This is a genomic window from Nonlabens ponticola, from assembly GCF_003966335.1.
In the GTDB taxonomy this organism is placed as follows: domain Bacteria; phylum Bacteroidota; class Bacteroidia; order Flavobacteriales; family Flavobacteriaceae; genus Nonlabens; species Nonlabens ponticola.
This window is the reverse complement of record NZ_CP034549.1, coordinates 739388-762961: the sequence shown is the minus strand read 5'-3', so window position 1 is coordinate 762961 and position 23574 is coordinate 739388. Positions and strand designations below refer to the sequence as shown.

Below are 23574 nucleotides of genomic sequence, written 5' to 3'. Positions count from 1 at the left end.
TAAAATGTTGATGCGTTTTTCATTAACGTTTGTTAACAAATTAAGTTACCTATTTTAATGTCATGAAAGAAATCCCTCATCAATCTTTTAAGGCGCTGCACGAGCAACTTTATCAAGCTCCTGTTGCTATCGCATACCTAGATAATGACTTGAAATATCTCGCACACTCCTTAAAATGGTGCAGCGATTATAATCTAGACAAAACAGACTTGCGCGGCTTTCAACATTATGAGATTTTCCCTGAAATAGGTAAAGAATGGCGTGATAAGCATCAACGCATATTAAATGGAGCCGAAGAACACAGTGATGGTCAATCATTCTTGAGAGAAGATGGTACCACTCAATGGATTAAGTGGTCGATCAAGCCTCATAGAAGTAATGGAGAGATAGCTGGTGTGATTATGTACAGCGAGGATATCACTGACTTTGTTGAAGAACAAGCTAGACATAATAAAGAGCACCAACTATTACTTGATGCAGCAGATAAGGCTAAAATAGGGAGCTGGGAAGTCAATCATATTAATGGAGAATTATATTGGTCTGATACTACAAAGAAAATCCATGAGGTCGCTGTGGACTTTGTTCCAGATGTAGCCACGGGATTAAGCTTTTACAAACCTGGCGCATCGCAGGAAAAGGTGACTGATCTATTCACACGATCCTATACTACTGGTGAGGAATTTGACGTAGAGTTACAACTAATTACAGCAAAAGGCAACGAGCGCTGGGTGCGCAGTGTCATGAAGGCTGAAATGGTAGACGGTAAATGCGTTCGTCAATTTGGAACTTTTGAAGATATTACAGAAAAGGTTTATGTAGACAGGGCTTATGGCGCCGCACTACGCAAATTTGAAGAATTATTCAACGCCTCAGGTGTTGGTATGCTTGTAGTTGATCCTGTCTCCTTACAAATAGGTGCTGTAAATCCTAGTATAAGCTCGTTGCTCAATTATGATGCAGATATGCTCATGAGGATGTCTCTAGAACAAATGGTTTCTAAAGATGAATTCCCACGCTTATTCAATGCTGTTACAGATTTGCTCAATAAAAAGGTAAATAATCTTGAATTAGAAATCAAATTAAAGAGATCCACGGGAAAATTTGTTGCTAGTTCCATTGTAGGAACCTTGATTGAAGATGAGAATGGTGATCCTATTGACTTGATTATTCAAGCTCTTGATATATCAGCGCTCAAAGACAAAGAACAAGAATTAAAGGCTTTTACCAAATTTACTGCTCAACAAAATGAGCGATTGTTGAACTTTGCCCACATTGTGAGTCACAACCTGAGATCTCACTCCAGTAATTTTGAGGTATTGTTACATCTATATCAAAAAGAAGAAAACGAGGATGACAAGAACAACATCATCCAGCTACTGAGCTCATCAAGTAAACAATTAACAGAAACTATAGGTCACCTTAATGACGTTGTTGCGGTAAATACAGAAAGGATTGAACTGAGCAATATCTACCTCAAGGACAATATTGTCAAAGTCATGGATAACATAAGCTCACAGATTAAAGAGAATCAAGTAGATGTACACATCAATATTGATGATGACTTTGTAGTATCTGCTTCACCAGCTTATCTAGAAAGTATTTTGCTCAATTTGATGACTAATAGTATTAAATACAGAAAAAAAGACATTGCTAGCTTTATAAAAATTAGTGCCACAAAACAAGATGGAAAATCACTGATAGTTTTTGAAGATAATGGTACCGGTATTGATATGAAGCGCAATGGCCACAAGGTCTTTGGTATGTATAAGACTTTTCACGGCAATAAAGATGCTCGTGGCATAGGACTCTATATGACTAAAAATCAAGTAGAAGCCATGGGCGGTACCATAGGAGTACGCAGCAAGAAAAATTTAGGAACCACCTTTAGAATTACCTTATAAGTATGATTGCGAGTAAGGTATGGCTTGTTGACGATGATAAGATCTTTACGTTTACCGTTAAAAAAATGATCGGTAAATTTAGAAGGCCTTATCAATTAGAAACTTTTGGCAATGGTAAGCTAGCCATCGATAGGCTAATTAATATAGAGCCTGCCAACATACCTGATGTGATATTGCTCGACATCAACATGCCCGTTATGGATGGTTGGCAATTTTTGGATTCATTTATTCACTATCCACACAAGGATCAGATAATCATCTTTTTAGTAAGTAGTTCAATTGATCCTAACGACAAACTCAAATCAAAACTATATAAGGAAGTTAAAGAATTTGTAGTTAAACCAGTAACACCTAAAAGTTTATCGAACATTCTGAAAGTGGTAGATCAAAAGCAAGCTAGCTAATGTCTCGCAATCTCAATTGCAGGCTTACCTCGTTGTTCCACTCATTCTCATCGATGCTGTAAGCAATATCAAATTTCTTCTTATCTACAATTAAATCACATTTTGAACCTAGATTAAAACCTATCGCATTGTAATCGTGTTTAGAATCATTAGGTTTTGTAACTCGTATCTTTAAGTGAGCATCTTCATGACCCACGCATTTACCATAGCCAGTGTCCTGAACCTGTTGCGTCATGAAAATAGGCGTCATATTTCCGGGCCCATATGGTTCCATTTGTTTGAGAATACGGTAGAATTTTGGGCTGATACTTGCTAGCGGTAAAATGCTATCTATTTTGATTTCCTCGACTAGATCCTTATTTAAAATTGTGGCACAAACCACTTCCTCAAATCGAGCCTTAAACGCATCATAGTTTTCTGCTTTTAAGGTCAAACCTGCTGCATATTTATGACCGCCAAATTGCTCGATCAAATCACCGCATTGCTCTAGAGCATTATACACATCAAATCCCTTGACACTGCGTGCACTTGCAGCGAGATAGTCACCACTTTTTGTAAATACTAGAGTAGGTCGATAATATCTTTCAATCAAGCGGCTGGCAACTATTCCTATTACTCCTTTATGCCAGCTCGCATCATACACTACTGTTGTGTAGCGTTCTTGTTCTCCTAACGCCTCAATTTGATCAAGCGCCTCTATTGTTATTGATTGATCGGCACTTTTTCTATCGCTATTGAATTCTTCAATCTCCAGTGCCATGGTTTTAGCAGATAGCTCATCAGTTTCAGTCATGAGACTCACAGCGTGTTGTCCATGTTTCATGCGACCAGCGGCATTGATGCGTGGTGCGATCTTGAAAACCACATCTGTAATAGTGAATTTGTTCTTGAGTTTCATATTCTCAATAATCACTTTGAATCCAGCACGCGGGCTTGAATTTATCACATGCAAACCATGGTGCGCAAGAATCCTGTTTTCACCTGTAATCGGGACGATATCTGCACCGATAGCGGTAGCTACTAGATCTAGATAAGGAATGAGTAAATCAAAATCCCAATCGTTTGCTTGCACGATGGCCTGGCACAATTTGAAACCGACACCACAACCGCATAATTCATCATAGGGATACTCACAGTCATCACGTTTTGGGTCTAGAACCGCTATAGCTTCAGGTAATTTCTTGCCAGGTCTATGGTGATCGCAGATGATAAAATCAATATTCTTCTCACTTGCATAAGCTACTTTATCAACGGCTTTAACGCCACAATCTAGAGCTATGATCAACGAGAAATCATTGTCGTGGGCATAATCAATTCCCTGATAACTCACGCCGTAACCTTCTTCATAACGATCTGGAATATAGGTAGCTACATTAGGATAATACGATTGCAAAAAAGATGAAACCAGCGCTACACTGGTGGTACCGTCCACGTCATAGTCGCCATACACCAGTATATTTTCCTGATTTGCCACAGCTTTAGCTATACGTTTTACAGCCGCTTGCATGTCTGTCATTAAGAGTGGATCATGCAGGTCGTCAAGAGATGGCCTGAAGAATGATTTTGCTTTCGCGAAAGCGTCAACACCACGTTGCACCAACAAACCAGCCAGTACCTCATCAATTTTAAGCTCTTGAGCAAGTTGGGTGGTTTTACTAGGATCAGGAGCAGGTTTGAGTGTCCAGCGCATGTGGTAATTGACAAAGTTATGTTGAATGGTAATTTACTAACTTGGCTACAAATATCCGTTATATGCCACTAGTAACACCATTGAATCCAGATCATGATCCAGAAACCAAGGAGCTAGCAACCTTTTTCAATGAAACGCTAGGTTTTTGCCCTAACAGCGTGCTTACCATGCAGCGCAGGCCAGCAATTTCTAAGGCTTTTATCAACTTGAATAAGGCAGTCATGGCAAATGAAGGTCGTGTGACCAGCGCGCTCAAACGCATGATTGCGTGGGTTTCTAGCAATGCTACAGGTTGTCGATACTGTCAAGCACACGCGATAAGAGCAGCAGAACGATATGGCGCAGAACAAGAACAACTGTACAACATCTGGGAATACAGGACACATCCAGCCTTTAGCGATGCGGAGCGTGCTGCACTGGATTTCTCACTTGCTGCGAGCCAGGTGCCTAATGCCGTGGATCAAGAAATTCAAGATCGACTGCACAAGTATTGGGATGATGGCGAGATCGTTGAGATGTTAGGTGTCATCTCGCTATTCGGCTATTTAAATAGATGGAACGACAGCATGGCGACCAAACTAGAAAGTGATGCGATTGATAGTGGTAACCAGTTCTTAGGAAAGCATGGATTTGAAGTAGGCAAACACGTTTAATTACTGGTCGTGAGCAGCATTATCTCTGGAACGCCAGCGGTAGCTTCGTATTCTAAAACCAGTACATCACCTTTCATGTAGGCTATTCCTGAAAAATCGTTTGTGTAAAGTAGGTAAACGCCATGGGTGGATTTGCGTCCACGACCTATTTTCTGATCTTTTAAGAACACTTCAAAACTGCCTTTTGAGTCGTTGAAAATCACCTTATAACCTAAGCGGTTAGAATAACCAGCTGGTTCGTTAGTCACTTCAGGATCGTTCTCATTGGGTAATTCATTCTTGATGTCTTCAATGACTTCCTTGACCTCAATTTCCTTTTGAATAACTTTTCTTTTCTCCGCAGTTGCCTTATTTGCAATTAGCGTTGGCGATTCTGCAGTTAGCGGATTTATTTTAGCCGGTTCCTTTGAGTTAGGTGTATACTCATAATCCAATTCTTCAAAAGACTCAAATGCCTCGCGTATCGCCTCGTTATACGCGATCTTATAATCTTTGGTGCGACCAGTTCCTGTTTTGGTGGTAAAAACTTTGTTCCCATTGCAATCTTCTAACCATACATCTAGATCAACGCGCAAGGTTCCAGACTTGTCCATTTTTAAGGCTAGTGCGTTACAGGTACCGCGATTCAGATCTTCTGGCATCACCTGATTGTTGCGCAACGCATTAAATCCATACTTTTCAAGCAGGAACTCCATGAGTTCGTTTTGACGATATTGGTTGGCTTCATTTTGCCATTCATACTGATTATCAACCACCACATATTTATACTCATCAACTGCACCAGACTGGGCACAACCTATTGTTGGGATTACTATAGCTAGAACAAATAGTATGTACGATTTCATAATTCTGGACTGATAGAAATAATAGATAGCAAGTTACTATAATCCAGTCATGTTAAGGTGATAAACCCAGCATGACATTTAACTGTAAGCATTGTAAATTTATATCCTACTTTTTATAAACGCCATACAGACAAATATCATGAGTACACAAAAATTAGAAATTCTCAAGAAACATTTTGGTTATGATAGCTTCAGGCTACTGCAGGAAGAAATCATCGATGATGTCCTAGCCGGTAAGGACCTGATGGTCGTCATGCCTACCGGTGGTGGTAAATCCATGTGTTTCCAGCTGCCATCCCTGATGCTAGACGGCGTCACGCTGGTAATTTCACCACTCATCGCGCTAATGAAGGATCAAGTGGACGCCTTAAAGGCTAATGGTATAGCCGCTGCCTTTTTCAATAGCACACAAGATGCTGCACAGCAAGAAGATCTTTATCGACAACTGGCCGCTGGTGCACTGCAATTGATTTATGTGGCGCCAGAAAGTATCTCGCTTTTAAACAATCATTTACAACAGGCGACTGTATCACTCATCGCTATTGATGAAGCTCATTGTATTTCCACTTGGGGTCATGATTTTAGACCAGCTTATACCCAACTAGCTTACTTAAAAACCAGCTATCCGCAAGCGCCGCTCATCGCACTTACCGCTACCGCAGATCGTGCCACACGTGCAGACATCAAAAAACAACTGGCCATTGCCCATGCTGGTGAGTACGTCTCTTCTTTTGACAGGCCCAACATCAGGCTTGAGGTACGTCCTGGCAATAATCGACTCACGCAAATACAGCGATTTCTCAAAAATTATCAAGATCAATCTGGCATTATTTATTGCTTGAGCCGCAAGACCTGTGAGAGCATTGCAGGTAAGTTGAGTGCTAGTGGATACTCTGTCGCGGCATACCATGCCGGATTGGAAGCTAGCTTTCGCGAAAGCATACAGGAACAATTTATTGAAGACGAGATAAAGATCGTAGTGGCGACCATCGCTTTTGGAATGGGAATCGACAAATCAAACGTGCGGTTTGTGATCCATTACAATATGCCTAAAAATATTGAAGGCTATTATCAGGAAATAGGTCGCGCCGGTCGCGATGGCATTGATAGTCATGCATTGTTGTTTCACAGCTATGCAGATGTGATCCAGCTGCGACGCTTTGCAGATGGTAGCGGCAATGCACAGGTACAAATCGCAAAACTGGAACGCATGAAACAGTTTGCCGAGGCACTTACTTGCCGCAGACGCATGCTGCTGTCCTATTTTAATGAATATCTAGAAGAAGACTGCGGCAATTGCGATGTTTGCCTTAACAAGCCAGACTTTTTTGATGCTACTACAAATGCGCAAAAAGCACTAAGTGCCTTGCTGCGCACAGGCGAGCGCGTCTCGCTTAATCTACTTATCGATCTACTGCGCGGCGCACAAAACGCTACCGTCATGGAAAGCGGCTTTCAAGGAATCAAGACCTATGGCGCTGGTGGTGATACCAGCTGGAACGACTGGCAACAATACATCATACAAATGATCAATCAAGGCCTGATGGAAATAGCCTTCCACGAGCAGAATCATCTGAAAGTAACCGCACAAGGAAAAGAAGTGTTATTTGATGGTAGAGAGGTTTCGCTAGCCGTAATACCTAAAGCTAGCGATATTGCAAATAAAAAAATCGCTCAGGCCAATGCTATCCCTTCTAGGGCCAACGAGGAATTGTTCCTCGCACTCAAGAGCTTGAGAACCCAGCTAGCAGAAAAAGAGCAAATCGCGCCCTACATGATTTTTAGCGACGCGACACTCACAGACATTGCCACCAGAATACCTCTAGACGACAATGAATTTGCAGATGTTACCGGTGTTGGTTCACACAAACATGATCAGTACGGGCCTGCTTTTCTCAAATTAATGGAAGACTATAAAGACGCTCGTGACGGCGAATTTATCTATCGCGATATGATGCCCAAACCCAAGAAGAAAAAGAAGTCACCCAAAAAAGATACCGTCATGGAATCTGTAAGAGCTTTCTGGGATGGAAAAACAGTACAAGAAATAGCGACTGCACGTGAGCTGGCACCTACCACCATCTTATCGCATTTATCAAAACGTTTTACCTCACACGGTGATGTTGATATCAAGAAATTGATCGACACCGCAGACCTAGAGCTCATAGAAAAAGCCTATCCACAATTTGAGAATGATACCGCACTCAAACCTTTATATGAACACCTAGATGGTAAGATTGACTATGGCACATTGCGATTGGGCATCGCCATTGTAAGTACAAAAACTACCAGTGTATGAATCAAGACACAGATAATCTAGAGAGCGGCTTTTTTGGTATAGGTATCATGAACGGTAAAACACCAGAGAATTTGGGCGTCTTGTGGCGCAGCGCACAAAATCTAGGCGCAAGCTTTATCTACACCATAGGCAAGCGATATGCAAAACAAGCGTCTGATACGCACAATGCAGTGGATTCCATACCCTATTTTCATTATAAGACTTTTGAAGATTTCTATAAACATTTACCTAAAGGTGCGATGCTGGTAGGCATTGAATTTGTGGACGATGCCCAACTGCTGCAGGATTTTAAACATCCACGCAATTGTGTTTATTTACTAGGTGCAGAAGATCATGGATTGAGCAATCTGGCTATTGAAAAATCCCACCATCTGGTAAAATTTAATACGCCTAGGAGTCTCAATGTATCAGTAGCTGGCAGTATCGTCATGTACGACCGCAGTGTCAAAGGCTTTACCACCTATATCGCTGGCAAGCCAAAATAGTTGTTTCTAGCGCTTATAAATCCTACAAAATTGAAAATAAATAAGTTATTAACAATTTTGCCGAAATAATCTATCTACATTTGGAACTTAATTATTACAATTTATTACAATGAAAGAAGGTACCGTAAAATTTTTCAACGAGTCAAAAGGTTTTGGATTTATCGTTGAAGATGGAACAGATCAAGATTGCTTCGTACACGTGACTGGCCTAATCGATGAGATTAGAGAAGGTGACAAAGTAGAGTATGAAGAAAAAGAAGGAAAAAAAGGAATGAACGCTGTAAACGTTAGAGTTATACAGTAGTATAAATAGATTTTCTTAAGAATTAAAAGCTCGTTCTACTAGAACGAGCTTTTTTTGTAGTTCCAATTCTAATGATTATTACTTTAGCGATTTAACTAATTACATGAATTCTACACCACAATTTTATCAGGAATCAAATAGTACAGAAAATACAAACCTGATTATCGCAATTGCGCTAAATACCATCATCGCCTTTGTTTTAGGGTATCTCTATTCAATGGTGACAACAGTCAATCCTTTTATCTACTTAAATTTTCTAGCAGCTCTAGGTTCAGGTATGATTATCCATAGATTGACTATGGAAGTTTTCAAGATTTTGAAAATTAGAAGTAAGATTTTGAGAGTTGCCTTTGTTGCAGCAACTGGATTTATAGTTTGGGTGCTACAATGGCTAGGAACCATGCAGTACCTTTTTAATGACAGCTTTCTCACACCAGCCGATTATCTTATTTCATTTGAATGGCTTGTAGATACAGAATCATTCTTTGCCAACATAGAACTACTGTTCACCGATGGCTATTATGAATTATTCGGGATAAAGGTCGATGGACCTGTTTTACTGATCATCTGGTTATTAGAATTAATTATTTTGATTGGCTATCCAGTTTTAATTATGATGAAGCAAGTGGTTAAACCGTACAGCGATAAGTTCAACCATTGGTATCCAACATTGCGCTTAGAGAAGCAATTTAGAGTTGTCACAGGCGCACAAAACTTTGTTCATGAGTTGTACTCAAATCCAGTTGAAAAGATTAAAGATCTATCTGCCGGTAGAGGAAATAGCTACAGTATCGTCGAGATACATTATGAAGCTAGAGAAGACTTTCAATACCTGTCTATGCTGAACATTACCTATGATAAGGAGAAAAATAGTCAAGAATGCGAGGTTGTCATTAATAATTTGAAGATATCTAATGAGGCCGCAAAACAACTACTTGATACCTATGACCATGAAAAAGTCTGACTAGTGACAACCACAATCGCCGTCACCACAATTTGAATTATCATGTCGCGACGGGAACAATTGTTTGCGCAATAACCAGCCTAGCGCAGCCAGCACGGTGATGATGACTAATAAGTATTGTATTATCTGCATTTAAATTTGTCGTTGTTACGCTTTCGCGAAAGCATAATTATCATTCACCTATTGCAACAATTGATAAGCGCCTAGACTAGCAAAGTAGGCAATGATCGTCATGGCGCCAAATTGAACCGCTGGCCATTTCCAGCCATTTGTTTCCCGTTTTACGATCGCTAGGGTACTCATACACTGCATGGCAAATGCATAGAACAACAACAACGAGATACCACTAGCAAAATTGAATAGCGGACCGCCCAAAATTGGATTAGTCTCTGCTTTCATGCGATTCTTGATTGTTTCTTCCTCGCTGCTCTCGACACTGTAAATCGTTGCCAATGTACCTACAAATACCTCGCGCGCTGCAAAGCTGCTTACAATCGCAATACCTATTTTCCAGTCATAACCTAGTGGCCGCACAGCAGGCTCGATACCTTTACCAATGTAGCCTATAAAACTATGCTCTAGCTTGTAAGAAGCAATTTTTTGATCTAGTTCCTTTTGTGATAGATCTTGCCCTGCAGTTTGTTGTATTACAATTTGCTCAGCATTATTGAAATCATCGCCTACTCCATAACTGGCAAGTACCCATAAAACAATGGATATAGCCATGATAATCTTACCTGCACCCAGCACAAAACTTTTGGTTTTTTCTACTACAGTAATCCCAACATTCTTGAGCATGGGTAATTTATAGGCAGGCATTTCCATGACAAAAAAGCTCTTGCGATCAATAGGTAAAATTTTATTGAGCACCCATGCGCTAAAAATCGCCGCACCAAATCCTAACAAGTACAACAGCATAAGCACAAGCCCTTGCAGATTAAAGATCCACCAGATATCTCGATCAGGAATAACCAGGGCAATAATAATGAGGTAAACGGGCAATCGCGCACTGCAGGTTGTAAATGGCACGACTAGAATAGTGATCAATCGCTCTTTCCAATCTTCAATATTACGCGTGGCCATCACCGCAGGAATGGCGCAAGCTGTTCCAGAAACGAGTGGCACGACACTTTTACCACTCAAACCAAATTTTTTCATGATATGATCCATGAGAAAAACTACGCGACTCATGTAACCACTTTCTTCCAGCAAGGCAATGAAGAAAAAAAGAAAAGCAATTTGCGGTATGAAAATCACAATACCGCCTAATCCTGGAATAATACCTTCAGCGATTAGGCTGGTGAATGGCCCTGCAGGTAGACTATCGCTTACTAACGAGCTCAATGCTGCAAAACTCTCATCGATCCAGTCCATGGGATATGATGACCAGTCATAGATCGCTTGAAATATGATCAACAGAATCAAAAAGAATATGGCATAACCCCAAACCTTGTGAAGTAATATGCGATCCAATTTTGTTCTCAAATCCTTTGCATTTATCGTATCAATAGAAAGTACTTTTTTAAGCAGGCCATTGATAAATTGATAGCGCACCACCGTTTCCTTGTGCTGCATACGTTTGAGGTCTGCCTCTGACTTGATCTCAAAGCTGCTTTTCTTAACCCGATCAAGATCATTATCCCTACCACGATCAATTTTACCAAAATTGACATCTTGTGTAATGACTAACCATAGCTTGTAGGTAAGCTGGTTGGGATAAGTCTTGCGCAGCCTATTGAAATAATCTACATCAATGACGCTGGCATTGAGACAAGGCGCCACGGTGAGGTTTTTATATTCTGTAATGGCTTGTTTAAGATCATCAATACCTTGATTTTTTCTGGCGCTTACTAGTACGACCTTAGTATTGAGCTCTTCTTCCATCAAGTCAATATCTAGCGAGATGGCCTTGCGCTCCATACGATCTGCCATGTTGATGACAAGTATAGTAGGTATTTCAAGATCCTTGATTTGGGTGAAGAGTAACAGATTTCGCTTCAAGTTCTCAATATCAGATACCACGACTGCCACATCAGGGAAATCCTTATCATGTTTATTGAGCAAAGTCTCTACTACAACACTTTCATCCAGTGATGACGTGTTCAAACTATAGGTTCCCGGTAAATCAAGTATATGAGCCTTGAAACCGCGATCCAGTTTGCAAATTCCTTCTTTTTTCTCAACAGTAATTCCTGGATAGTTACCTACTTTTTGATTGAGACCCGTTAGCCTATTAAATAACGATGTTTTACCAGTATTGGGATTGCCGATTAAAGAAACATTGATGGATCTAGACATAGGTTTCTACATTAATCTTTTGAGCCGTTTCCCTACGTATGGCGAGATGCGTGCCGTTCACATTTAAGTAGATAGGATCCTGAAACGGCGCGCTTTGCATCATGGTTACAATATTACCTGGCAAACAACCCATCTCAAGTAGTTTGAGCGGTACGTCTGTCTCCTCAAAATCCTTGATGATGGCAATCTCGCCTCGCTTCAACTGTGCAATGGTTTTTCCCAACTCTTATTTAGAATAAATTTGAATAAGCAAAAGTAGGATGCTACGACTTGATACAAAAATTATAGCCGTTAAATATGAGCTTATTACCTCTAATTGTTGCTCGCAGTAGCCGCGCTTTGATGAATCTTGAGCAATTCATCGAGATAATCCCTAGAGTTAGATAATCTTGGGATTTTATGCTGTCCGCCTAATTTGTTTTTGGACTTGAGCCAGTGGTAAAACGTCTGCGGTGCGGCGACATGAATAGTAGGTGCAGATAAAGTGGTATTCATATATCTTTTGGCCGCATAATCACTGTTGACTTGCTGCAATTGCTGGTCTAGAACTTCTTTGAAGAGTTGCTCATCTTTTGGATGCTGTTCAAACTCAATAAGCCATTCATGCGCGCCCTTTTCTTTTCCTTCCATAAAAATAGGTGCGACCGTGTAGTCTTTAATAGAACAAGGAACTTCTTGCATGGTTTTTTTCAGGGCTTCTTCGGCATTCTCGATGATTAGTTCCTCGCCAAAAACATTAATGTGGTGCTTTGTCCTACCAGTGACTTTGATACGGTAGGGCGACGCACTGGTAAAACGCACGGTGTCACCTATTTTGTAGCGCCACAATCCAGCATTTGTAGTAATGACAATGGCATAATTCTCACCTAACTCTACTTGATCCAGCGTCACGACCTTTTCTTGAGCCGTGCCGTAGGTGGACATAGGTAGGAATTCATAAAAAATACCATAGTCCAGCATTAACAAGAGATCCTTTGAATCATTTTGATCCTGTATGGCAAAAAAGCCTTCACTAGCATTATAGGTCTCATAATATTTGATCTCACTATCAGGTAGCAACTTCTTAAATGGCTCCACATAAGGATCAAAACTCACACCACCATGAAAAAACACTTCCATATCGGGCCATACCTCTAGGATATTGTCCTTGCCAGTAGTTTCAAGAACATTGTTGAGCAATACCATCATCCACGAGGGAACGCCAGCCAGGCTGGTTACTTTTTCATGAATGGTCTCTTGAACAATCGCTGGCATCTTGGTTTCCCAATCTGCCATTAGGGCGACCTCATTACTAGGTGTCGAGCTATAATCTGCCCAGAATGGCATATTGTCAATCAAGATCGAACTCAAATCACCAGCGGCAGTTCCAGCAGCCTTATCCAGTTTTTTACTGCCACCCAATCGCAGCCCTTTACCTGTAAAAAGCTGTGATTCTGGATTGTTGTTCAAATACATGCACAGCAAGTCCTTTGCTGCGGCATAGTGACAATCCTGCAATGATTGCTCACTTACAGGTATATACTTACTGCGCGAGCTGGTCGTACCACTAGACATGGCAAAATATTTTATGGGCTCTGGCCAGAAGATGTTGGACTCACCAGCACGAGATCGTTCTAGTAAATCTTGAACATCAGCATACTCTGTAATCGGGACTTGATTTTTAAAGTCATCATAACTGGTGATGCTTTCAAAACCATACTTTTTGCCAACCTCGGTATTCTTTGCGTGACTTATGAGCTCACCTAGCAGGTTATCTTGTAGCTCCTGTGGATGTTTCATGAACAGCTCCATATCGTGGATACGCTTCTTGAGAAACCAGGATACTACAGAATTGATTAACGGAATCGCCACGCTGTTCTAGCTTTAAAGTATTTTTGAGGCAATATACTTAGTTTTTAGTTTAAAAAAGCCTCAAAATGATTACAAGCGGCACCATACGCAAGATGCAGACAGAACTTCAGGATACAGTTCAATATTACCTTGTTTTCAAGGACGATTTTGTGCATGTCAATCAGCTACTGGATCATGACATAAGCATCAAGCATGTTGCTAATGAATGCCTTAACTGTGGTCTGGATAAAAAAATATGGCGTCAAGGTTATTGCTATGACTGCTTTTCTAGCATACCACAAGCTGGCGAGTGGATCATGAATCCAGAATTAAGTAGAGCTCATCTAGGTGAAGAAGACCGTGATCTAGAATATGAAAAACGCGTACAGCTCAAACCACACATTGTTTATCTGGCAAACAGCAGCAACGTCAAGGTAGGCGTGACACGTGAGACGCAGGTGCCTACTCGATGGATTGATCAGGGCGCACATGAAGCAGTTGCCATTGTCGAGGCACCCAACCGTTATCTCGCTGGGATTACTGAGGTTGCCCTCAAGGAAAAAGTGGCAGACAAGACCAACTGGCGCAAGATGCTTACTAATAGTATTGAAGATGTTGATTTGTTACGCTTTCGCGAAAGCATAATCGACCTAATACCTCAAGAGGCACAACAATATATCGTGGATCCCAAAGCTGAAACGCACATCAATTTTCCCGTGCTACAATATCCTGAAAAAGTAACGAGCGTGAACCTGTCAAAAACACCTCAACATGCTGGTAAACTTAAAGGAATCAAGGGTCAATACCTGATCTTTGAAGATGGTAAAGTCATGAATGTGCGCAGTCATGAAGGATATGTCGTGGAATTAAAAGTAGATTAAACACTATCCTTTTTCTTCTTCATCAAATTGCGCAACAAGCTACCAGCCGCTTCTTTGACTTGATCTCTCGCCGGCGGTACCGTCTTCACACTATCCGCTGGTTTTGAGACGGCCGTGGTGTCGCTACTTACTGCCGGCTTTTTACCCTTGATAATATCCTTAACATTATCTAGCGGATTCTTACCCTTAATAATATCATCTACTGCGGTACCAAGAGCGGCCTCGCCTTTATCCTTCAATTTTTGCTTCTGTATCGCTACAATCTGGTTGGTAAGATTTGTAACAGCAGCTTGTAGATCAACATTGACGCTAGGTTTATTTATCGCTCCACCTAGACGTACAGGTAATGGCACGGCGATGTTATCAATCTCGTTGTCCTCTAGTTGGGCTAGTAATTGGGCACCTTCTTTACCAAAATATCTCGCCGGTACATTAAGATTGAGTACATAATCCATCTCATTTGTCAAGCTATGACGACCGCTTGCGGTAACGACGATATCCTTGACCTTAAAATCAAATGGCGAGACCTGCACCGCACCATCCTGGAACTTGAGATTTGTCGCCAGCTCGCGTATATCAATGTCTTTGAGACTGATAAAAGATAGCTTTTCATCCAGGCGATCCAGCAGCGCCACAGTTCTTGGTTTTAACTCCTTAGTCAACAACTGCGCAAAAGCGCCACCTTGAATGGAGGTAAGTACGGGTGATAATTCATTTGTCAAATTTCCTTTAACCTGAATATCTGTATTGATTTTTCCTTCAAGCGCCTGGATGACAGGCACGAACTGCTGGAACATATCAAATCCTTGAAATGATTGACCTATATCCAGGTCTTTCATGTTTAAGTTCATGTCAAAAACAGGTTGCTCGCCGCGCGTACTTACTGATCCATCAACACCTATCGCACCGCCAAAAATATTAGTGCGCACATTATTCATCATGATGGTCTCGTCACGTATGATGGCGACGCCACTCACATTTTTCAGCGTTAATCCATCATATAGCACCTCGTTGATGGCAAAATCAAGGTTGGCATCGAGAAATGCAGGAATCTTGATGGCTTCTTGGGTTGCTGCTGTAGATTTTTGATTGGCAGATGTAACTTCAGTAGTTTCTTCCATGAAATCGCTCACGTCAAATGTGCTGGATCGCAGGTTGAAGTTACCTTTCAATCCTTGATCTTGAATCAAGAAACCTATCAAATTGTTGATGCTACCAGTTGCCTGGATATCTGTATTGCCAGTAAGCGCATCAAATGCAAGCAATTTAATAGTGCTGGTATCAAGGTCTAACGCAGCCAGTTTGATTAAGAACGGATTTTCAAACGCGGCACCTATGTATTTAAAATCTGTAAGAGTAGCTTTACCTTGAGTCTTGATGCGTTCATAGCGTTCTTTCTCAATGCTCTCCATGTCAAACTGCGATGCCATGTCTAGAGCCAACTTACCATCCAGATCCAGGTCTTCTGGCAATGGGAATGATTGTGAAAGTTTGCCTAGGTTCAAGTCACCTTTTGCATTTAACGCAACATTCATATTACTGGTTAAATTGCGTATCATGGCATTTCCCTGCAATCGATCTGCTCCTATGTTGAATGAGGTATTTGCTACATTAAAATAAGTATCATCAACATTGCCTGTATCATTGACCAATTGTGCGTCAATGTAGATGTTGGTCACCTTTTGTGGCAAATCAGGATACTGGAAGCTCGCGTTGTTTGATTTGATCGCGATATTCATTTTTGGTATGCGGTTCTCGTCCACTTCTCCACGTATAAATCCATCGACGGTAAAATCACCCGTTGTCGTCATACCATCGAGATTTGATCTGTATTCTTGAGGTATCACCGCAAAAAAGTTCTTGAAATCAGACGATGGTGTTTTAAAAGTGAGATCAATCATATTGTAGTCATCCTCAATATCAACATATCCTGCCATTTCTAGTTCCAGGTCGTTAACCAGCGCCTTGTTATCCTTAAAGGTGAATTTTTGCTCATCAAGATCCATCAGAATATCTGCATCCAGCTCTATTCGTTGACTTGCTAAATATTCGATATCTTCTAATTCATAGGTTACCAACGCTGTGGTCGCCGTTTCCAGCGTACTGGAATTAAGCGAGAAATCACCGTTACCGCTGTGGTTCATCTCATTGAGGATCAATAAGTTTTTGGTCACTAGATCTTCATAGGTAAACTTTGAATCGTTGATCTCGTAGTGCTTGAGATTAAAATTAAAGCCTGATGTCGTGTCTTGCTGTTTTTGTGGTTGTTCCGCTTCCGCGAAAGCGATATCCCAACTAGCCACCTCATTCTCATTGACTTGCAACCTTGCTACTGCCTGATTGACAATTAGCTCGTTGATCGTGATGGGTTCACTGGCGTCATGAAAAACGTCAAAAAGCGGCATATCTAGTTTTACCTCTTGTGCATAGAACAAGGTGTCACCTGCAAAAGGCTCCTTGTTGATAATAGAAATATCCTCAATGTTGAGTCGCGCATCTGGAAAAGCGGCCACAAAACTCAGGTCCACATCGCCAAATTCTATTTGGGCATTGAGTGATTCATTGAGTTTATTTTTGAGGATTTCAGCAATTTGATCCTGTAGAAAAAATGGAGCAGCGATCACAAAGGCCACTACCGCAAGCAATACAACACCTAAAATTTTAAATATCTTTTTCATGTAATATTTTTAATCAATTAATAGTTCCTCGCCACGCTCTAGTTTGAACAGGCGTTGAAAGGCATAAACACCAGCGTATAGCAATGGCGTATCCAGTAAGGCCACCAGCACCTTAAATAAAAAACCTGCACCCAGTAGTGGCCAGAATTTTTCCCACGGTAATAACTCTGCATAACACAGCAGCAGTAACACGCTCATGGTATCAACAAACTGCGAGAAGAAGGTGCTCAGGTTGTTGCGCAGCCATAACATCTTGCCTTTAGTAACTCTTTTCCAGAAATGATAGATCTGTATATCTACAAATTGTGCAAACAAATATGCCATCATACTGGAAATCACGGCTAGCGTGGTCGCTCCAAAAACTTTAGTGAACAACGCATCTTGAATGGCGCTGCTTTCAATCGCTGGTGCTTTATCTGCAACATAAATAATGCCTAGACTAAAAACCGAGGCAAATATTCCTGCCAAAACAAGATCATTTGCCTTGCGCCTACCGTAAATCTCGCTCACTAGATCAGTTATCAAGAATGTAATCGGATAAGGCAACAATCCAACAGAAATCTCAAAACGGAAGAGACCAAACGGATTCCAATAAAAAAATTTTTGGAAGATTAAGTTTGAGACAACAAGGGAGCAAATAAAGAGTGCCGCCAGCACCAGATAGATGCGATGCGCTAATCTCAACTTACTTCCCTGCAGTTGTTTCATAAGGGCATAAAAGTAAAAATAGAGTGCGCATTTATAGTTAATTTGCAGCAAAAGTCACGGTCATCTCTACAATTCATAACCATAAGATTTTCATAGCATTAGGCAGTAATCAAGGTGATCGATTTGAGCATCTATGCTATGCCGTTGACTTTATTGAGCAGCGATTGGGATTGATCATCGCGGTAGGACAGGTCTATGAGACGCCAGCAGCAGGATTTGTAGGTGACGATTTTTTAAACAGTTGCTTACTTGCCCACACGCATAAATCTCCTAGAGAATGTCTGCAAATCCTGCAGCAAATAGAGCGAGACACGGGTCGCCAGCCCAAGAAAGGTAAGTCTTATGAGAACCGAGTTATCGATCTCGATATATTGCTGTATGACGACTTAATTATTGATCAGGCAGACCTGAAAATACCGCATCCACACATGCTGGAGCGTGATTTTGTGATGAAGCCCTTGCAGGAGATTGCCGGTGACGCCATGCATCCTATTGCGAGAGTAAAGATCAAGGATTTTCAATCACATAATGAGCAAGTTGAAGCGTTGAAAAATGATTTGAGAACTAACTCAAATTTTAGCAATGCCTTGTCTCGAGATCGCTACCCTTTGCATAAAGTTAATTTTATAGCGATTGAAGGAAATATAGGATCTGGTAAGACGAGTCTTACGCACAAGATAAGCGCCGATTTTAATGGTAAACCAGTACTGGAACGATTTGCAGACAATCCTTTCCTGCCGCTTTTTTATGAGGATAAAGAACGCTACTCGTTCCCGCTAGAGATGTCATTCCTTGCAGATCGTTACCAGCAGTTGAGTGATGACGTCGCACAGCAAGACCTCTTTACAGACTTTAAGATTGCCGACTATTATGTGATCAAGTCACTCATCTTCAGTAAAATCACGTTGAATGCTCAGGAATATTCTTTATACCAGCGCCTGTTTCACATGATGTACAAGGAATTGATTAAACCAGACTTGTACGTCTATTTATATCAAACAGAAGATCGACTGCTAGAGAACATCAAAGAACGTGGTCGCGACTATGAGCAAAATATTGAGGCTGCCTATTTATCCCAGATTCAGCAAGGCTATGCCGAATTTATACGCTCGCAAAAAGGCTTAAATGTCAAGGTGATTGATGTGAGCGAGCTGGATTTTGTAAATAATCAAGAAGATTACCTCAATGTGCTCGGGCAAATCACCAGCGCGTTACCTTAACCGACTAATCTTATTAAACAGGTCATAAATGACAATACCTGCACAAACAGCAATATTCAAACTATGCTTAGTACCATATTGATCCAATTCAATAACATGATCGCAAACATCTACCACTTCTTGCTGCACGCCTTGCACCTCATTGCCTAGAACGATGGCTATTTTCTGGCCGCGTTCTGGTTGGTAATTGTAAAGATTTTGCGAGCGATCTGCTTGTTCAATAGCGCAAGTGGTATATCCGTTTTCCTTGAGTTGTTTCACTGCTTGTACAGGATCCTCAATGTATTCCCAAGCAACCGTTTCCGTCGCGCCTAGTGCGGTCTTGCGTATTTCACGATGTGGTGGTTGCGCTGTTATGCCACATAAGATGATTTTCTCAACTCGATAAGAATCTGCACTACGGAAGACACTACCCACATTATTTAGGCTGCGTACATTATCAAGTATGATTATAAGTGGCGTCTTATTGCTGGCGATATATTCATCGTTAGTTAATCGATCCAGCTCCTCGTTGAGCAATTTGCGCATCTAGAAAAAATTATAGGTTGACTGCTGGACAGTTACAACTCCAGCGATCTTTTCTACATAGAAAGTCGATACCTAAAGTGATCTGATGAAAACCACCGCTATCAAAGGTCACATCACCAAACTGGTAACTATACGTATAACCTATGGTAAAGTTATTGAACTTGGCACCTATGAAAGGTGATAGTAAGGAAAGGTTTTGCTCTTGAATATCAGTGCCGTCTCTAAATTCTGCACCTTCAAAACTTTGACGGTAAGAAGCACCCATGTACAATACCGTGGACTCGTTGAAGTCATAAAAAGCTTTGGCATTGAGGTCTACAAATTGTTCTTTGGTCCTATCAGTGCGTTGATATAATACTGATGGTTCAAACTGCCATTGTGAGCCGCGAGGTGCAAAAAGATATCCTGTGGATGCCACAAAACGTAGTTGATTGGTGCTCTCAAATCCTTCTGAATAGATCTCGCGATTTTGAAAAATGGCGTTCTTAACTGTAGCGTGGATAAAGAATTCATTGAAAAGATAGGAAGCGCCTACATCAATATTAAAATAAGAATCGCTTACAAGCACGCCAGCAATAACTGGGTCAAAGTTGCTTTGATCAAAAGAAGTCTCGTCAAGCCTACTTTGTACCAGACCTACATTGACCCCAAAAGATACCCGACTTAAATTCTCAAAACCATTACCTACATTTAAATGATAGGCATAAGATAGGTAACCACCAGTCTGTGAATGATAACCATTTTGATCGTTAAATAATATAGCACCGATACCACTATTTTGACCTACAGCAGTATTAAAACTCAAGGTTTGTAGATTAGGTGCATCATCTTGATCAAACCATTGTTGTCTTGCGGTACCACGTACTTTTCCACAATTTGCAGCACCAGCCATAGATGGGTGCAACAGGTATAGATTATCCATTAAATAATCTTGATAAACCGGTATACCTTCTTGAGCAGTTAGTGAATGGCCCATGGCTACGCAACACAATAAAAGTAAAAGTTTTCTCATCAATAAAACGTGTCATCTACAAACGACTATGCAATCGTTATGTTATCTCTGAACCCCATTAATTTCTTAATGAAATCTAAAGATCAAATATATTGCATAATAGTTAGAATCCACGATTGACGGTATATACTAGAATTCGATTAGGTCATAGATTATAAATTGCTCATGAGTGGTTGCACCGCATGATGAGTAATTATCTTTGCAGCTCAACGCTTTATCATGAGTTCACACACTATCAAAGTAACACAAACTACAAACGAGGCAATAGTCAAATTTGAGAGCAATGAGTTCCTTGTAAAGAACCATAGCTATGAGTTCAATAACATTGATGAGGCCAAACCATCGCCACTAGCGCAGCAGTTGTTTCATCTGCCATTTGTTAAAACGGTCTATCTGGCACAAAATTTTGTTGCCATTGAGCGCTATGACATCGTGCAGTGGCAAGATGTTCAAGATGCCGTAGCAGCTCAGATTGAGGAGTACCTCAATGGCGACACACCTTTATTGCCTAATGAAGACCTAGAACGCGTCAAGAAAACAGCTATTACCATTTATGCAGAGGCAACACCCAATCCTTCGGTCATGAAATATGTAGCTAATAAGAAGCTGGTCGTGGAGCAACAAGAATTTAAATCAGTTGAGGATACTGTGGCTGGCACGCTTTCGCGAAAGCTATACCAGTTTCCATTTGTAAAGGAAATATATGTAGATGAGAACTTCTTATCGGTTCATAAACACGATATTGTTGAGTGGGCAGAAGTCAATAATCAAATAAGAGGCTTTATCAAGGAGTCACTAGAAAACGGTGACGAGATAGGTCAATCAAAACAGCAATCAGGCACTAGAATCAAAAAAGGTGAAGATGTTGGTCTACCAAAATTTGAGAATTTGAGCGACACCTCTAAAAAGATCGTTGAAATTCTCGATGAGTATGTAAAGCCAGCCGTTGCAAGCGATGGTGGGAATATAGTCTTTGACAGCTATGAAGAGCAAACACAAGAAGTAAAAGTGATTTTACAGGGTGCGTGTAGCGGTTGTCCTAGCTCTACCATGACCTTGCGCAATGGTATTGAGACTATGCTCAAAGAGATGATCCCTGGAAAGATAGGGCGCGTAGTTGCTCTCAATGGGTAACTTTAAGATTTGCCTAAGTCTTTTTGATTTTGAAAATCCTACCTTAGGATATAATCATAAAAACAAATATTATGGCAGTTTTAAAAGTAATTGAAGTATTAGCAAACAGTGAGAAAAGCTGGGAAGATGCAGCACAAAAGGCGGTTGCACACGCAGGAAAGAGCGTGAAGAATATTAAATCTGTTTATATCAATGAGCAAAGTGCCCATGTAACTGATAATAAAATCACAGATTATCGCGTGAACGTAAAAATTACGTTCGAGGTTAATTAAACTTTCGGTATGGTTCTTGATTCTAAATATTATAACCAATAAAATATTATTATCATGAAAAATTTATTTCTATTCATTGCTGCAGCGGCGATTTCATTTGCAGGATCAGCGCAGAGCGATATAGCCATCTCATCAGCAGCAGGAAGTGGCGGTTCGGGTTTTGCCCTTAATAAGGAAGCCATAATTTCTGAAATGAATGACGGTACTTTTGACGGTAGCGCTTATTTATATGACGACTGGATTAAAGGAATCGTTATTATGCCCGATGGTGTTGGTGCTGAATATTATATGAAGTATAATGTTCTCGAAGATCGTATTGAATTCTCAGAAACAGCAGATGGTAAAGGGATTAGAGCTATTCCTAACAATCCTAACTATGTGATTCAATTAGGAAAAGAAAGGTTTCAATACTTGAACTTCGCTGATGTAAGCAACGATCTTGATGGCATTTTCAAAATTATTAAGCCATTTGACGAAGAAACAATTTTAGTACGACGCTACCAACGTTCTATCCAAGATATGAGTGAAGCACAGAAATCTAGTTACTCTAGTCAATCCAGACCTCGTGTTCTTGAAACTGATGATTTCTATTTTATTGAAAAAGGAATGATCAAGGAAATCAAGAATCATAAAAAGAGAAGCTTGAAATCTTTGAATGAGAAAAATGAAAAGCAATTGAAAGCTTTCATAAAGGATCGTGATATTGATTTTGACGATGAAGGAAAAGGTCTAGCAGAAGTAATTGCATATTACTTAAGCCTACAGAAATAAATTAACCCGCCTTAAATTCTTTAAGGTATAGCGGTTCATAATAAGCGACTTCTTTGACGAAGTCGCTTTTTTTATGCGCTGCCATCGCTAAAGAACACATTCCTATAGCGCTAGGCAACCTATCAATGTACTTATTAGTATTGTCCTGTAGAAACTCCCTAAATTTTGTGGCGCCTGATCCTATGAAAACAGCGTCCTTGCCTTTTCTTATGTCCTGGTACGAGTTGGTGTCAAGAATCATCGCATTTACAGGAGTAATTAAATTATGATCTTGAAAAACCGCGGTATAAACTTCCATGCGCCTTGCATCTATCATTGGGACAACATAACTAGCTTGTTGATCTGGCTCTAACATAACAGATAGAGAGTTGACCGTATCGATAGAAATTAAGGGTATATCGAGAGCATAACATAATCCTTTGGCCGCTGCTGTACCTATGCGTAATCCGGTATAACTTCCAGGGCCAGAGCTTATAGCTACTGCTGTAAGATCTGATCGATCTATAGAATTACGTTTTAATATCTCATCGATAAAGATGTGCAATCGCTCACCGTGCTGATAATTGTCGCTATTGTCTTCAAGTAGATCTAGACAATCCTTTAAACCATAATTATTAGGAAGAAGACTACCTTCAACAGCAAGCGCTACTGAGCAATTAGTAGAGGTAGTTTCTATGCAAAGAATAGGTTTCAAGAA

General features: G+C 40.6%; 23 protein-coding genes. 12 read left to right on the top strand and 11 right to left on the bottom strand.

Features of this window, described 5'->3' with window-relative positions; genetic code table 11:
- Positions 1-62: 62 nt before the first annotated feature.
- Positions 63-1901 (top strand): PAS domain-containing sensor histidine kinase, encoded by a 1839-nt coding sequence (locus EJ995_RS03450; RefSeq protein WP_126445645.1) that lies wholly within the window; start codon positions 63-65, stop codon positions 1899-1901.
- 2 nt (positions 1902-1903) lie between these two features.
- Positions 1904-2305, top strand: a complete 402-nt coding sequence (locus tag EJ995_RS03445) for a response regulator (protein WP_126445643.1) — start codon at positions 1904-1906, stop codon at positions 2303-2305.
- Here EJ995_RS03445 and recJ read toward each other — a convergent pair.
- The gene (gene recJ, locus EJ995_RS03440; RefSeq protein ID WP_126445641.1) at positions 2298-3995 is read right to left on the bottom strand and encodes a single-stranded-DNA-specific exonuclease RecJ; all 1698 of its coding nucleotides are present in this window, start codon (positions 3993-3995) and stop codon (positions 2298-2300) included. The genes EJ995_RS03445 and recJ overlap by 8 nt on opposite strands.
- Positions 3996-4057: 62 nt before the next feature.
- Here recJ and EJ995_RS03435 point away from each other — a divergent pair, with 62 nt between their 5' ends.
- Positions 4058-4648 carry a carboxymuconolactone decarboxylase family protein gene (locus tag EJ995_RS03435; RefSeq protein ID WP_126448850.1) on the top strand — a complete coding sequence of 197 codons (591 nt, stop codon included), beginning with the start codon at positions 4058-4060 and terminating at the stop codon, positions 4646-4648.
- On the opposite strand, the gene EJ995_RS03430 is transcribed toward EJ995_RS03435, so the two are convergent.
- The gene (locus tag EJ995_RS03430) at positions 4645-5493 is read right to left on the bottom strand and encodes a hypothetical protein (RefSeq protein WP_126445639.1); all 849 of its coding nucleotides are present in this window, start codon (positions 5491-5493) and stop codon (positions 4645-4647) included. The two genes, EJ995_RS03435 and EJ995_RS03430, sit on opposite strands and share 4 nt — an antisense overlap.
- A gap of 139 nt (positions 5494-5632) precedes the next feature.
- On the opposite strand from EJ995_RS03430, the gene recQ reads away from it, so the two are divergent.
- The 4 genes from recQ (at position 5633) to EJ995_RS03410 (ending at position 9545) form a co-directional block, all read left to right on the top strand.
- Positions 5633-7792 (top strand): DNA helicase RecQ, encoded by a 2160-nt coding sequence (gene recQ / locus EJ995_RS03425; RefSeq protein ID WP_126445637.1) that lies wholly within the window; start codon positions 5633-5635, stop codon positions 7790-7792.
- Entirely contained in the window at positions 7789-8277 is a 489-nt protein-coding gene (locus EJ995_RS03420; protein ID WP_126445636.1) for an RNA methyltransferase, read from the top strand. The genes recQ and EJ995_RS03420 overlap by 4 nt, the downstream gene beginning before the upstream one ends.
- Before the next feature lie 109 nt (positions 8278-8386).
- Positions 8387-8581 (top strand): cold-shock protein, encoded by a 195-nt coding sequence (locus tag EJ995_RS03415; RefSeq protein ID WP_126445634.1) that lies wholly within the window; start codon positions 8387-8389, stop codon positions 8579-8581.
- Positions 8582-8684: 103 nt separating this feature from the next.
- On the top strand, positions 8685-9545 hold the full coding sequence (locus EJ995_RS03410) for a hypothetical protein (RefSeq protein WP_126445632.1): 861 nt from the start codon (positions 8685-8687) through the stop codon (positions 9543-9545).
- Here the strand turns inward: EJ995_RS03410 and EJ995_RS03405 are convergent, their stop codons facing one another.
- The 4 genes from EJ995_RS03405 to EJ995_RS03390 form a co-directional block, all read right to left on the bottom strand.
- On the bottom strand, positions 9546-9677 hold the full coding sequence (locus EJ995_RS03405) for a FeoB-associated Cys-rich membrane protein (protein ID WP_126445630.1): 132 nt from the start codon (positions 9675-9677) through the stop codon (positions 9546-9548).
- A gap of 48 nt (positions 9678-9725) precedes the next feature.
- Positions 9726-11843, bottom strand: coding sequence for a ferrous iron transport protein B (feoB, locus tag EJ995_RS03400; RefSeq protein WP_126445628.1), 2118 nt, complete (start codon positions 11841-11843; stop codon positions 9726-9728).
- Positions 11836-12066 (bottom strand): FeoA family protein, encoded by a 231-nt coding sequence (locus tag EJ995_RS03395; RefSeq protein ID WP_126445626.1) that lies wholly within the window; start codon positions 12064-12066, stop codon positions 11836-11838. The genes feoB and EJ995_RS03395 overlap by 8 nt, the downstream gene beginning before the upstream one ends.
- 89 nt (positions 12067-12155) lie before the next feature.
- A complete protein-coding gene (locus tag EJ995_RS03390) occupies positions 12156-13694 on the bottom strand; it encodes a GH3 auxin-responsive promoter family protein (RefSeq protein WP_126445624.1) in 1539 nt (512 codons plus the stop codon).
- A 65-nt stretch (positions 13695-13759) separates the two neighbouring features.
- Here EJ995_RS03390 and EJ995_RS03385 point away from each other — a divergent pair, with 65 nt between their 5' ends.
- A complete protein-coding gene (locus EJ995_RS03385; RefSeq protein WP_126445622.1) occupies positions 13760-14554 on the top strand; it encodes a DUF2797 domain-containing protein in 795 nt (264 codons plus the stop codon).
- Here EJ995_RS03385 and EJ995_RS03380 read toward each other — a convergent pair.
- Positions 14551-17232: an AsmA-like C-terminal region-containing protein gene (locus EJ995_RS03380; protein ID WP_126445620.1), complete on the bottom strand. Its 2682-nt coding sequence runs from the start codon at positions 17230-17232 to the stop codon at positions 14551-14553. The two genes, EJ995_RS03385 and EJ995_RS03380, sit on opposite strands and share 4 nt — an antisense overlap.
- Positions 17233-17241: 9 nt before the next feature.
- Positions 17242-17940 carry a queuosine precursor transporter gene (locus EJ995_RS03375; RefSeq protein WP_126445618.1) on the bottom strand — a complete coding sequence of 233 codons (699 nt, stop codon included), beginning with the start codon at positions 17938-17940 and terminating at the stop codon, positions 17242-17244.
- A 62-nt stretch (positions 17941-18002) separates the two neighbouring features.
- Between EJ995_RS03375 and folK the strand changes: the two genes are divergently transcribed.
- Positions 18003-19160, top strand: coding sequence for a 2-amino-4-hydroxy-6-hydroxymethyldihydropteridine diphosphokinase (gene folK, locus EJ995_RS03370; protein ID WP_317126818.1), 1158 nt, complete (start codon positions 18003-18005; stop codon positions 19158-19160).
- Here the strand turns inward: folK and EJ995_RS03365 are convergent.
- Entirely contained in the window at positions 19152-19688 is a 537-nt protein-coding gene (locus EJ995_RS03365) for an RNA methyltransferase (RefSeq protein ID WP_126445614.1), read from the bottom strand. The two genes, folK and EJ995_RS03365, sit on opposite strands and share 9 nt — an antisense overlap.
- A 10-nt stretch (positions 19689-19698) precedes the next feature.
- The gene (locus EJ995_RS03360) at positions 19699-20700 is read right to left on the bottom strand and encodes a PorP/SprF family type IX secretion system membrane protein (RefSeq protein WP_126445612.1); all 1002 of its coding nucleotides are present in this window, start codon (positions 20698-20700) and stop codon (positions 19699-19701) included.
- A gap of 219 nt (positions 20701-20919) precedes the next feature.
- On the opposite strand from EJ995_RS03360, the gene EJ995_RS03355 reads away from it, so the two are divergent.
- The 3 genes from EJ995_RS03355 to EJ995_RS03345 all read left to right on the top strand — a co-directional run bounded on the left by EJ995_RS03355 (position 20920) and on the right by EJ995_RS03345 (position 22877).
- Positions 20920-21834 carry a NifU family protein gene (locus tag EJ995_RS03355; RefSeq protein ID WP_126445610.1) on the top strand — a complete coding sequence of 305 codons (915 nt, stop codon included), beginning with the start codon at positions 20920-20922 and terminating at the stop codon, positions 21832-21834.
- Between the two features lie 71 nt (positions 21835-21905).
- On the top strand, positions 21906-22106 hold the full coding sequence (locus EJ995_RS03350) for a dodecin family protein (RefSeq protein ID WP_126445608.1): 201 nt from the start codon (positions 21906-21908) through the stop codon (positions 22104-22106).
- 54 nt (positions 22107-22160) lie between these two features.
- Entirely contained in the window at positions 22161-22877 is a 717-nt protein-coding gene (locus EJ995_RS03345) for a hypothetical protein (protein ID WP_126445606.1), read from the top strand.
- A gap of 1 nt (position 22878) precedes the next feature.
- On the opposite strand, the gene tsaB is transcribed toward EJ995_RS03345, so the two are convergent.
- Positions 22879-23571 carry a tRNA (adenosine(37)-N6)-threonylcarbamoyltransferase complex dimerization subunit type 1 TsaB gene (tsaB, locus tag EJ995_RS03340; protein WP_126445604.1) on the bottom strand — a complete coding sequence of 231 codons (693 nt, stop codon included), beginning with the start codon at positions 23569-23571 and terminating at the stop codon, positions 22879-22881.
- Positions 23572-23574 lie beyond the last annotated feature (3 nt).